The organism is Palaeococcus ferrophilus DSM 13482, from assembly GCF_000966265.1.
Taxonomy (GTDB): Archaea; Methanobacteriota_B; Thermococci; order Thermococcales; family Thermococcaceae; genus Palaeococcus; species Palaeococcus ferrophilus.
Window position 1 is genome coordinate 28,261 of record NZ_LANF01000004.1, and the last position, 11,152, is coordinate 39,412.

The window sequence follows — 11,152 nt, forward strand, 5'->3', positions numbered from 1 at the left end:
AAGACAAAAGCAAAAATGGGGAATTCAAACCGGGGTGACGTGACCCCACTTCTCCAATGCTCTGGCGAGCTCCTTGTGGGTCTTCGCGTACTCGTCGAGCGGAATTCCCTGCATTATGGCATCGATTGCCTGCCTCACGGCCCTTGCACCGGCCGCCGGCCCGTCCGGGTGACCCATGGTTCCGCCGCCGAGCTGTAAAACGATGTCCTTTCCGAGGGCCTCTATGACGGGCTGGATGTTTCCTGGGTGGAGTCCACCTGAGCTCGTCGGAAAGACCGGCTTCATGTGATAGAACTTCTGCTCGAGGTGGAATACGTCGTTCTCGTCCGGCACGTAGTGGCTCTCGGTGATGACGCGCTTGTACTGTATAACGTCCCACCTGCTTCCCTCAAGTTTGCCCGCTCCAGCCGTCCCAACGTGGAGCTGGTCAACACCGATGACCCTCGCGAGCTTGGCTAGGACGAACATAGACATGCCGTGCATCGGGTTCCTGTCGAAGGCGGCGTGCATGGCCCTGTGGGCGTGGAGGGCTATGCCGTAGTCCTCAGCGAGGTCCCTTATGTAGTCGAGGACGCCCCAGCCGAGCACCACTATGTCAATCATCGCATGGGGGACGCCGTAATCTGCAAGAATCTCAAGCCGCTGCTCCATCTCAAGGATGGGTGCGGTTATGTTGGCGAACCAGGTCTTCTTCTCCCCGGTCTCGGCCTCGGCCTTTTCCATGGCCTTCGTGACGACCTCAACGCGCTTCTCGAAGCGGTTGTACCACGGGCCGGTGAGGTTCTCGTCGTCCTTGAGGTAGTCGGCGCCGCCAAGGTAGAGGTCGAGGGCCAGCTTGTAGAGCTCCTCCGGGGAGTAGCCTATCTTGGGCTTTGGAACGACACCGTAGAGCGGCCTGTCGTAGATTTCGAGCTTCTTCCTGACGCCCTCGATACCGAAGGCCGGGCCGGGGTAATCCCTGAGGAACTTCTCCGGGAGATAGAGATCCTCAAGGCGGAGCCACTCGACGCGCTTCATCCCGAAGATGTTGCCCGCGACGCTCGCTAAAAAGCCGGGCATGTTGCCCTCCTCAAAGATGTGCTCGGGATAGGCCACCCTTACAATCCAGCTGCCGTCGCCCATGTCTGTGAAGTGGTAGGCCTTGGCGGACATGTCGGCCCATCTCTCCTGCTCGTACCACCCATAAAGGGTCGTCCAGGTTCCGGTAGAGCTCTCCGCAGCAACCGCTCCAGCAGCCTGCTCGATGGTGTAGCCCTTCGCGGGAGTAACTCTAAAAACGGCCACGACGTCTCTCTTCCAGTTCGGCTCGTAGGACTTGTCAACATAGTAGTCGTATATCTTGTCAAACTTTTCGGGCATTTTTCACACCTCCTTTCCAATTAGGTTCTCCTAACTCTTAAGTCTTCCGGCTTATAGGCAAAAAATTTGGGGGTGAGGGCTTATTAAGTTTTCGAAAACTTCAGAGGGCAGATATGTGGAATAACCCCTCCATCAGCCTGCCGAATAGGTAGCTCAGGAAGGCCGCCCCGAGGCCAGTCGTGACCATCTCCACCACCTTCGTTCTTATCGAAATCCCTGAGAGCACCGATATGAGCGTCGCCACGATGGCCAGAGCCGTTCCCGCAAGGAGTATAGAGAATGGAAGCGCCACTAGGGAGGATGAGGCTAAGAAGTACGGTAGCACGGGAAACGCCACCCCCAGAATGTATGCCAGACCGGTGTACACTGCCGAGCGAACCTCGTTCTCGTTCCCATCTTCGCCGGTGAGGAGCTTCAAAAGGGCCTCGTGGTTCGATGACAGCTTCCCCGCCACTTCGCCGGCTATTTCCTCGGGCATCCCGCTCTCGCGGAGCCTTGCGAGCAGCTCCCCCCTGGCCCTCTCGGGCGAGACCTTGAAGAGAACCTCCATGCGCTTCCTCACGCTCTCGTTAACCTGCCTCTGGGAGCGCACCGAGATGAAGGCCCCTATGGCCATAGAGAGGGCCCCCGCAACTCCAACTATGAGGCCGCTTATCCCCACTATCCTGGGGGTGCTAACGTAGACGGCGGAGAGCCCGGTTACCGCACCCAAAAGCTCAACGAGACCGTCGTTCATTCCAAGAACAAAGTCCCTTATGTTCTCCGTGTGGAACCGCCTCTTTGTTTCGGCGAAGAAGTGCTCGTGCTCGAGCTCGTCGAGTATGACCTCCGAAAGGGCCCTCCTCTCCGCTTCCTCCAACTCAAAGTTCGTGAGGAACTCGAAGTACTTCTCAACGGCCGAGTTCTCCCCCATCTCGAGGAGCGAGGCAACTGCCCCCGGCCCGAGGAGTTTCCTCAGGACCCTTATCGAGAGAACCCTCAGCCTTCCGACCTTCACCCTTGGAGGGGAGGCGTTGCGTTTTGTGAGGAACTCGTGCCAGAAGCTCGCGTGCTTTGATTCTATTTTTGACAGCCTTAGAAACTCCCTCTTGAGTGTCTCATCCTTCTCTCCCTTTGCCAGCCTCGCGTAGAGGACTGAATCCTGGTATTCATCCTCATAGAATTTCTCTGCTAGTTCAACCGCCCTCATGGTAGACCCCCTTTATTAAAAAAGAAAAGGACGTTATAAATCACTCGGCGGGAGCGTAGTAGCAGCGTTTCGGGGAGATTACCTTGCCCTCTTTCTTGAGCTTCCTTATGGCCTTGTCAACCTCTTTTTTATCGAGACCCGCCAGCTCCGCTATCTCCGCAGATTTGAGAGGCCTTCCGGCATCCTTGAGGACTTTAAACACCATCTCCTCCATTAGAACCACCCGTCAGCTTAAAAAGGAATAGAAGGGAATCACTCAAGCGCGACCTCGTTCTCCCAGAGACCGTGGATGTTACAGTAGCTGAGCGCGTAGAGCTTGCCCTTCTTGGCCGTCCTGAAGAAGAAGACCGCCTTCGGTTCGGTGAGCGGGTCGGTGTGGTTGGTAAAGGCGACCCTGCCGACCATTATGGGGAAGGCCCCGTCCTCGGGATGGAAGTAGAGCTCGATCCAGGCTATGTGGTGCTCCGGGGTGTTCGGATGGGGAATCTCCTTGCCGACGCTGACCTCGACCTTGACGAGGTCGCCCTCCTTCTCGTACTCTATAACGGGAACGTGCTTCTCCCCCTTCCAGTCTCCGCTCTTTATGGTTCCGCTTATCATCTCTACCACCTCACTCAATTTTTTCAAACATGTCCTTGGGAGCACCGCAGAGCGGGCAGACCCAGTCATCCGGAAGGTCCTCAAACTTGGTTCCAGGGGCGACTCCGCTGTCCTCGTCCCCCGCGTCCTCATCGTAGATGTAGCCACAGACTATGCATTTCCACTTGGCCATTTCTTTCACCACCCTAATGTTGTTAGTTCGACCTTATAAAGTTTGCGTTCCAAACCTGCAAAATGAAAAAACGAAAGCCTCACTCGAACACCACGAACTTGTCCCTTGGGGCACCGCAGACAGGACAGTACTCCGGGGCTTCATCCACCGCGGTGTACCCGCAGACTGGGCAGATGTACACCCTCTCTATCTCTATGTCCTTTCCGCTCTCCGCTGTCTCCTTGGCCTTCTTGTAGAGCTCGGCGTGTATCTTCTCTGCCTCAAGGGCGTAGCGGGTCGTCCTAACCGCGTCCTTCTCACCCTGGAAGTCGGCGGCGTTGTTGTAAACCGGGTACATCTCCTCGACCTCGAAGGTCTCGCCCTCTATCCCCATCTGCAGGTTCTCTGGAGTCTTACCAAGCTTGCCGAGGGCTATGAAGTGGTTCTTGGCATGGACAAACTCGGCGTGCGCTATAGCCCTGAATAGTTTGGCTATGTTGTGGAATCCTTCTTTCTCAGCCTTCTCAGCGAAGATGAGGTACCTCATATGGGCCATACTCTCCCCAGCAAAGGCATCCTCCAGAAACTTCCTTGTCATTGCCCTCTTAACACCCATGCTATCACCTTCGAAAATTTTCAAAATAGTATGGGTATCCATGTATAAAAGGGTTTTCTAAACCTCAGGTTCATGCTCGTTATTAGAACCCCTGAGGAGGTACTCCACCACGTAGCGGCCGTGCTCAAACTCGTCCTCTTCCGCCTCAAGAACCTTCACTGGCTCGAGCTTAAGCCCTGAGTCCATTGCCTCCCACGTGATGTCCTCAAAGTAGTCGTATAGGCCGCAGGTCGCGCAGAAAGAGCCTTCAAACTCGATAACGACCCTCCCTCCTCCTGCCTCGACGATCCTCGCCTGTGCCTCGCTCCCGTGAAGCCTGTTGAATTCTTTAATTACATAATTAAGCTTTTCCATAGTTCAGTCCCCGCCTATGTAGTCGAGGGTTTCCTCCACGAAGTCCTCAAACGCTTCCTCATCAATCTCCTCCAGCTTCAGCTCGAACTCCCTTCCAAGGCTCCACCTCACGGCCACATCTCCAAGATCCGTCTCCGCGAGAACAAGTCCAAAGGGCATGTCCCCGGCCCAGTGGTGTTTGGAAAACCTAACGTTAAACCCCTCCCTCTCAAGGGCGGATAGTATCTTCCTGTAGGCCCCAAGGGGCCCCTCTGAGGTTTTGGCCAGTCCAACGTACGGCATCCCCTCACCTCCAAGTATAGTTTGATATCAAAACTTAAAAGGTTTTCTTAATAGAAGTATATCCACGATAGAAAAACTTAAATTGGAAAACAGCCAAACCACCGAGGGTGAACGGCATGGGGCTCCTCGAGGTAAGGGTTCGGGATGAGGAGGGCAACGAGCTCACACTGGGGGAGGTTATCTCAGGGAGATGGACGGTTCTCTACGTCTACCCAAAGGACAACACGCCCGGCTGCACGACGGAGGCGAAGGAGTTCACGGAGCTCCTCCCCGAGTTCGAGAGGCTCGGCTTTCAGGTTATTGGGGTTTCCAGGGACTCCGTGAAGAGCCACCACAACTTTAAGGAGAGGCATGGACTCAGGGTAAAGCTCCTCAGTGACCCCAATGCGGAGCTTATCAAAGCACTTGGGGCTTGGGGCAGGAAGAAGCGTTACGGCAGGGAGTACGAGGGAGTTATAAGGAGCACATTCATCATCAGCCCCGAAGGTGAAATCGTCTGGAAGAAGCTCAACGTCAGGGCGAAGGGGCACGCGGCTAGGGTTCTTGAGGAAGCGAAACGCGTGGTGGAAACTTAGCACGATGGGCACTCAAAGGGGTTGGGGCATGGGTTCCGGTGTGGAGCTTCGCGTCTGCACCTTCAACCTGCACGGAAAGCAGGAGAACGACGATGTTAGGTTCCTTCGCATAGTGGATATGCTCCCGGGGTTCAAGCCCGACCTCTGCGCCCTCCAGGAGGCGATAGAGGACGGTGAAAGAAACATGGCGGAGGGACTCGCGGAACTGCTCGAAGAGAAAAAGGGGGAGAAATACCAGGGTCACCCCGTCGGGACAGACCTTTTCTACGGGGAATACCCCGAGGGAGTTGCAGTTCTCTCAAGGCACCCCTTCATAAACAGATGGGCGGTGGACTTGACCGAGGTTCCCGTGCCCCCGCTCCTCCCGAGGAGGGCCGCGGTTGTAAAGGTCGCGATAAAAGGAAAACCACTCATTTTCGCCTCCGTCCACCTCGACCATCACGAGAACCTTCACCTGCCCTTGGGCTCTTGAGGGGGGAGGGGCTTTCTCGATGCCTACCACGCTCTCAACGATGACCCGGGCCACACCTTCCCCGCGGAAGAGCCGAAAATGAGGATAGACTACGTAATGGCGAAGGGCAACGTCGAGGTAACCTCCTCCAGAAGGATAATGGGGACGAAGGGGCTTAGCGACCATCTTGGGGTTTATGCAGCCCCCAAATGGGAAAGTAGTACTCTACTTCTCAAACACGTAGAAGTACCTCTCCAGACTCTTGTGAACCCTCTGGTAGTATTTGCCCACGAGATTAAAGCCCACTCTTTCCGCTTCTTCCTCCCCGTCAAAGTCCGTTGGAAAAGCTATCGCCAGCCTCCCGCCTTCCATGAGAACGCTGTACATACTCTTCAGGGCCTTTCTGTAGAGCTCGCCCCTCTCCCTTCCGGCCAGGGTCGCGGATGTGCCGTAGGGAGGGTCGGTCGCTATCGCCTCGAACCTCTTTCCCGGAAAGAGTTCCTCAAGCCTCGTGGCATCGCCGAGTTTCAGGGTGTAATCCTCGATCCCGTAGTGTCTGAGGTTCATTTCGGCCCCTTCCACCATCTCGGACTTTATGTCAACGCCGTAGACCTTCAGGCCGAGCAGACCTGCCTCCATCAAAACCCCACCGGCGCCCATGAATGGGTCGAGGATCTCCTTTCTCGCTTTCGTCAGGTTCACCAGCGCCCTTGAAACCCTCGGATGAAGGGAAATCGGCCTAAAGAAGGGCCTGTGGTGGGCCTTTCTTCTCTCGAAGTCCTTGGGGCTGAAATAGTGGAACCTTATTCCCGCGTAGAGCTTCTCGCCGCAGTAAACTCTAACCAGCGTGTCGGGCCTTGAGAGGTTCACCCTGAAGCCCTGGGAGTATATGACCGCACCGAGCTTCCTCGGAAGGTCGAGGACGCCGTGTCTGCAGTTTGCCATGGTCTCGGTGTCGACTTTGAATTTGCCTTTAATCGGCCACTCGACTTCCCCCGCCCTCTCCAAAAGCTCCTCGACTGAATCCGCCTCGATTATCAGTTTTCCGTACTCGTGGGCCAGGCCGAGTCTGTCTAGGTATGGGAAGGCCTCTTCTCCCGCGTCGAGCTTCAGGAGCAGGTAGTCCCGGCCAGCGATCCCTCCACCTGCCAGCTCCAGCATGGCCTTAACTTCGTCCCTTGCCATCTCCCTGAGGTTTCCGAGTATCTCCACGTAGAGCATGGTGTGGGGTTATGGCTCCCCGTTAAAAACGTTTGCCCGCGGTCAGTGCCATATACATGTAATAACCTAACGGTTCCACACAACCCCTGGTAAAAAGAGGGTTCAGTGGTGGCAGCCGCCCATGTGGTGCATCCTGTGGTGGGAGTGCCCAACACTAACGTACTTCCCGGGGTTCGCCTCGAACTCGGCCCTACACCCCAGCAAACGGAAGTATTAAACCTTCCCACCGTACTCGAGCCTAAAACCAGCGTTCTCGCTAACTTCCGTCCCGCGGACGATGCCGGTATGTATTCAACCCACCTCCACCTCGTAACCATACTTCTTGATGGCTTTAATCACATCCTCCAGCCTCGTTTTTCCGGGGTCGAAGTCAACCACGGCCGTTTTGGTTTCGAGGTCGGCCCTTCCATCAGCCCCAGCACTCTTTATGGCCTTCTCTATCCTCATGACACAGTGCCCACAACTCATGTTGGGTATCTTCAAAACAACCCTCATAACATCACCGGTGGAACATCAACGGGAGGGTTTATGGGGCTTATTCTTTCCAGAATGTAAAGAGAAAATGCGGAACAATTGAGAAATCGAAATCAGAGGGAGTCAATGATTGCAATAACCCTCTTCTCCATGGGCTTCATCAGCTCAGCCACCCTTTCTCCGGCTATCCTCCAGGCGACGCTCGGCAAAGTAACGCCCAGGTAGTTCCCATCTTCCCTTCTGTAACCGAAGCCCGTGCACGGGAGAAGGGCGCCTATGTTAGCGTCAATCTTGACGAGCTCCGCCACCAGTTCTTTGTCACATATGAAGAGGACGTGGTAATCTGCGATAATTCCATCCTCGCGCTCCACTATCGCCACGGGTATCCTCTCCCCTATCAGAAGGAATCCTGCCTCCTCAAGCCTCTTCTTGAAGCGCTCCCAGATGAAGTCGAGATCCTCCTCAAAGCGCCGGACGTAGTAGAAACTCACCCCTGTCACCTCCGCATCCCAGATGTCTCGACCATTATGCACCTTCCAAAGCTGTACTCAACCCCTTCTCCATCAAGCAACCTCGCTATCTCATCGCTCTCCGCTCCGGGCTGGAACCAGAGCCGTTTAAAACCAGCTTCAACGGCTTCCTTTGCCACGTTAAGACCTGCTTTTGGGGGAACGACAAAGACGATGACATCCACGTCCCCTGGAAGTTCCTTAACATCCCTGTAACACTTGAGGCCTTCAATTTCCTCGTGCTTGGGATTAACGGGCAGAACCTCGAAGCCCTTTCCCAAAAGATCCCTCAGGATGATATTCCCGTATTTGTCCGGATTCGGACTCGCCCCGACGATGGCTATCTTTCTAACCTCCTTCACATTCATTTTCTTCACCGAGCTTGAATATGTTTTCACCCTTTTATACATTACTGGGCAAAAGTGGGTATCATTCTTCGACTAAGAAAAGCTCCCCGAGCCTTTCCGCATCTCCCTCATCAACTAAATATGTTCCGGCGTCCAGAAACAGCAGAACACCCTCTTCTCTGGTGGCCTCCTCCACCATCTCCTGAACCTTTTTCACCTCAAAGGCTCCCTCAACAACGGCGATAATCTTGCCGTTGTAGAAAACCGCTGTTGTTGGGATTCCCCCTATCCCTACCATCCGGTGGAGCTCTGAAAAAAGGGCCGAGTTCCTTTCGTTGCCCTCCAGCTCGTAATACACAAGGGCGTCCCCACCGTAGGCTCCCATTATCCTCTCTCGCATCCTCCTGCAAACGGGACACCAGTGGGCCCCATACATGTAGAACCTGAGCTTGGAAGGATCGAAATCCATACGCGCCACCTTCTACACCACCACGTGAAAGAAAAGTGAAAAAATCAGGAAGCGCTTCTGGAGCGAGCCTTCTTTGGCCTCATTGAGGGTTCCTTCCCGTAGGCCCTCAGCACGAGGTAGAGTGCAACTATCAAATATCCGAACTGGACTATCACCCTCCCCCACTCCATACTGGTAGAGTAGCCGAAGAGCACCGCAAAGACCGAGCCCACAGCCCCATTGTGGTGCCACAGGCTGTCACTTGGAATTCCAAGATCGTAGGCGGTCTCCTCAAGCACCCCAAGGCTGAAACCCTCTTCCTCGCCCCACTCTATGAGCTCGTGAGTTCCGTATCCGGCCAAACCGGCCGCCACGAATACGAGCAGTATCGAACTGTAGTAGAAGAACTTCCTGAGGTTTATCCTCATGCCGACCCCGTAGATGAGGTACGCCAGCAAGAGGGCACCCGCCAGGCCGGCCGCGAGACCAAGGAGCGTTCCGCCGGGGCTCTGAGTCATGAAGGGCGTGAGGAAGAGCACCGTTTCAAGCCCCTCCCTGAAGACGACTATAAACGTAAAGCCTATGAGGGCGAGTGGAGCTATCGTCTGGCTGACTTTGCTTTCTATTTCCGCCTTGATGTTCCTTCCCTTGGTCGCCATCCAGTAGATCATGCTCGTGAGGACTATAACGGCCAGATAAGACGCTATCCCTTCAAAGAGCTCCTTCTCACCTAACCCACCGTAGAACTTCAGTATACCGATTCCAAGAAGGGCGCTGACACCAATCGAAAGAGCCGTCCCTATCCACACGTCCTTTATCTGCCTCTCCCTCCCGGTTCTGCGCAGGTAAGCGATTATTATGGCCACGATTATCGCCGCCTCCAGGGCCTCCCTGAAGGTTATGAGGAAAGCGCCAACGCTCATGGGTTCACCTCCAAATTTGTTAGGACAGTCTAAAATTAGTTGGCCCACTTATGAGTTTTATTTTTGCCAAATTGAAACTTCGAACCGGACTGTGAGAATTTACCAAAATTAACTTGATATGACAGGCGTCAAACCTTTAAGGTTCGAACATTGGAACGAGTACAAGCGAAATCCGCACTAGATACACGCCTTTGGGAAGTACACAGCCCTGGGCACTTCAATGTGGAATGCGAGGACTCCAATAGATTTTCAAACTTGAAAGCAGACCCTTAGAAAAGTCAGGTTTTTGAAATATGAGGACAAAAACGAAAACGGCAGAGGAAATCAAAGTTTCCCGACAAGGTCGAGGCTGACCTCCAGAGCCTCCTTACCCGGCTCCCAGCTCGCGGGACAGACCTGGCCGGGGTGCTCGCGGACGTACTTGGAAGCCCTGAGCCTCCTCAGGATTTCCTTCGCGCTCCTGCCTATGCTGAGGTCGTGCATCTCCATGTGGACAACCTTCCCGTCCGGGTCTATTATGAACGTCGCCCTCCAGGAGACGCCCTCCTCCTCGATGTAGGTGCCGAAGAGCCTGCTTACCTTCCCGGCTGGATCCGCCAGCATCGGGTACTTTATCTTCCTTATGCCCGGGGATGAATCGTGCCAGGCCTTGTGAACGTAGGCAGTATCGGTTGAGACGCTTATTATCTCCGCACCTTCCTTCTTGAATTCCTCGTAGTAGTCGGCCAGCTCCTCAAGCTCCGTGGGGCAGACAAAGGTGAAGTCCGCCGGGTAGAAGGCTAAAACGACCCACTTGCCCCTGTAGTCAGAAAACCTCAGCTTTCCGATGTCGTCCTTCTCCGGGAAGTAGGCATCGGCCTCAAAGTCCGGAACCACTTCTCCAACCTTGACCATGGGTTTCACCTCACATTTTATTAGACCTCCCTAATTTAAAAAGGTTGTTCTAACAAAATGAGAAGTTTTGAATTTAGAATGCTTTCACTTTGAAAGTCAAATTTAAATAACTCACAAGATAAACCTAGTTCGGTGATAACATGAAGGTTAAGACAATTCTCGGAACGGCAAGAGAGGGGAGGAAGAGCGAGAGGGTGGCAAGGTATCTAACTAAAAAGGCCTCCGAGCTCGGCTGGGAGGCAGAACTGATAGACGTCAAGGATTACCCCCTCTGCTACACCCACCGCTGGAAAATAACTCCCGAGATGGAGCGTTATAGAGCAAAAATCTTCGAGGCCGATGCCCTCATCATAGTGGCCCCGGAGTACAACGGGAGTTATCCTGGCGAGCTTAAGATACTCCTCGACACGATATTCGATGAGTACGAGGCCCTTCCAGTTGAGATAGTGGCCGTCTCATCAGTTACCGGGGGAGTAAGGCTCCTCCAGGAGCTTAGATTGGCGGCCGTAAACTACCGCATGCTTCCCGTTGGGCAGGTGCTGTTCTACAAAGTTGATGAGCTCTTTGAGGGCGATGAGCTGAGGGACAAGAAGTACAAGGAGAGGGTTGAGAGACTCCTCAAGACTCTCGAGAAGTACGCGAGGGCGTTGAAGCCGATAAGGGACGAGGTAAGGGAGAGGCTGAAGGAAAAAGAAGAGCACCTTTGACGTCTTTTTGATAGATTAGCATTAGCTCCAGAGAATAGAAGAATAGACAGCA

Annotated in this window: 18 protein-coding genes; 3 read left to right on the forward strand and 15 right to left on the reverse strand. The window is 54.3% G+C overall.

The features are described 5' to 3' along the window. Positions 1-24: 24 nt before the first annotated feature. From rbcL to PFER_RS00225, 8 genes are all read right to left on the reverse strand, one after another. Positions 25-1,359 (reverse strand): type III ribulose-bisphosphate carboxylase, encoded by a 1,335-nt coding sequence (rbcL, locus tag PFER_RS00190; RefSeq protein ID WP_048147752.1) that lies wholly within the window; start codon positions 1,357-1,359, stop codon positions 25-27. A gap of 100 nt (positions 1,360-1,459) precedes the next feature. Beyond that, on the reverse strand, positions 1,460-2,548 hold the full coding sequence (locus tag PFER_RS00195; RefSeq protein ID WP_048147753.1) for a VIT1/CCC1 transporter family protein: 1,089 nt from the start codon (positions 2,546-2,548) through the stop codon (positions 1,460-1,462). Between the two features lie 40 nt (positions 2,549-2,588). Then, positions 2,589-2,762, reverse strand: coding sequence for a helix-turn-helix domain-containing protein (locus PFER_RS00200; protein ID WP_048147754.1), 174 nt, complete (start codon positions 2,760-2,762; stop codon positions 2,589-2,591). 38 nt (positions 2,763-2,800) lie between these two features. After that, on the reverse strand, positions 2,801-3,148 hold the full coding sequence (locus tag PFER_RS00205; RefSeq protein ID WP_048147755.1) for a class II SORL domain-containing protein: 348 nt from the start codon (positions 3,146-3,148) through the stop codon (positions 2,801-2,803). A 10-nt stretch (positions 3,149-3,158) separates the two neighbouring features. Further along, positions 3,159-3,320, reverse strand: coding sequence for a rubredoxin (rd, locus tag PFER_RS00210; RefSeq protein WP_048147756.1), 162 nt, complete (start codon positions 3,318-3,320; stop codon positions 3,159-3,161). A gap of 79 nt (positions 3,321-3,399) precedes the next feature. Then, on the reverse strand, positions 3,400-3,915 hold the full coding sequence (locus PFER_RS00215; RefSeq protein WP_048147757.1) for a rubrerythrin family protein: 516 nt from the start codon (positions 3,913-3,915) through the stop codon (positions 3,400-3,402). Positions 3,916-3,972: 57 nt separating this feature from the next. Continuing rightward, positions 3,973-4,269: a hypothetical protein gene (locus PFER_RS00220; RefSeq protein ID WP_048147758.1), complete on the reverse strand. Its 297-nt coding sequence runs from the start codon at positions 4,267-4,269 to the stop codon at positions 3,973-3,975. Positions 4,270-4,272: 3 nt separating this feature from the next. Further along, positions 4,273-4,551 carry a hypothetical protein gene (locus tag PFER_RS00225; RefSeq protein WP_048147759.1) on the reverse strand — a complete coding sequence of 93 codons (279 nt, stop codon included), beginning with the start codon at positions 4,549-4,551 and terminating at the stop codon, positions 4,273-4,275. A 116-nt stretch (positions 4,552-4,667) separates the two neighbouring features. Between PFER_RS00225 and PFER_RS00230 the strand changes: the two genes are divergently transcribed. Continuing rightward, positions 4,668-5,126, forward strand: coding sequence for a peroxiredoxin (locus tag PFER_RS00230; protein WP_048147760.1), 459 nt, complete (start codon positions 4,668-4,670; stop codon positions 5,124-5,126). A gap of 28 nt (positions 5,127-5,154) precedes the next feature. After that, positions 5,155-5,598: an endonuclease/exonuclease/phosphatase family protein gene (locus tag PFER_RS00235; protein WP_048147761.1), complete on the forward strand. Its 444-nt coding sequence runs from the start codon at positions 5,155-5,157 to the stop codon at positions 5,596-5,598. A 204-nt stretch (positions 5,599-5,802) separates the two neighbouring features. On the opposite strand, the gene PFER_RS00240 is transcribed toward PFER_RS00235, so the two are convergent. From PFER_RS00240 to PFER_RS00270, 7 genes are all read right to left on the reverse strand, one after another. Then, on the reverse strand, positions 5,803-6,798 hold the full coding sequence (locus PFER_RS00240; RefSeq protein ID WP_048147762.1) for a TIGR01177 family methyltransferase: 996 nt from the start codon (positions 6,796-6,798) through the stop codon (positions 5,803-5,805). Positions 6,799-7,089: 291 nt separating this feature from the next. Beyond that, complete coding sequence (locus PFER_RS00245) at positions 7,090-7,293, reverse strand: heavy-metal-associated domain-containing protein (protein WP_048147763.1); 204 nt, start codon at positions 7,291-7,293, stop codon at positions 7,090-7,092. Positions 7,294-7,385: 92 nt separating this feature from the next. Next, positions 7,386-7,763, reverse strand: coding sequence for a DUF302 domain-containing protein (locus PFER_RS00250; protein WP_048147764.1), 378 nt, complete (start codon positions 7,761-7,763; stop codon positions 7,386-7,388). A gap of 5 nt (positions 7,764-7,768) precedes the next feature. Further along, positions 7,769-8,149 (reverse strand): CoA-binding protein, encoded by a 381-nt coding sequence (locus PFER_RS00255; RefSeq protein ID WP_048147765.1) that lies wholly within the window; start codon positions 8,147-8,149, stop codon positions 7,769-7,771. 61 nt (positions 8,150-8,210) lie between these two features. Next, positions 8,211-8,606 (reverse strand): thioredoxin family protein, encoded by a 396-nt coding sequence (locus PFER_RS00260; protein ID WP_157254963.1) that lies wholly within the window; start codon positions 8,604-8,606, stop codon positions 8,211-8,213. Positions 8,607-8,641: 35 nt separating this feature from the next. Beyond that, on the reverse strand, positions 8,642-9,499 hold the full coding sequence (locus PFER_RS00265) for an FTR1 family iron permease (RefSeq protein WP_048147766.1): 858 nt from the start codon (positions 9,497-9,499) through the stop codon (positions 8,642-8,644). A gap of 324 nt (positions 9,500-9,823) precedes the next feature. Then, positions 9,824-10,393 carry a peroxiredoxin gene (locus tag PFER_RS00270; RefSeq protein ID WP_048147767.1) on the reverse strand — a complete coding sequence of 190 codons (570 nt, stop codon included), beginning with the start codon at positions 10,391-10,393 and terminating at the stop codon, positions 9,824-9,826. Between the two features lie 140 nt (positions 10,394-10,533). Between PFER_RS00270 and PFER_RS00275 the strand changes: the two genes are divergently transcribed. Then, positions 10,534-11,100 carry an NADPH-dependent FMN reductase gene (locus tag PFER_RS00275; protein WP_048147768.1) on the forward strand — a complete coding sequence of 189 codons (567 nt, stop codon included), beginning with the start codon at positions 10,534-10,536 and terminating at the stop codon, positions 11,098-11,100. The last annotated feature ends 52 nt before the right edge of the window (positions 11,101-11,152 follow it).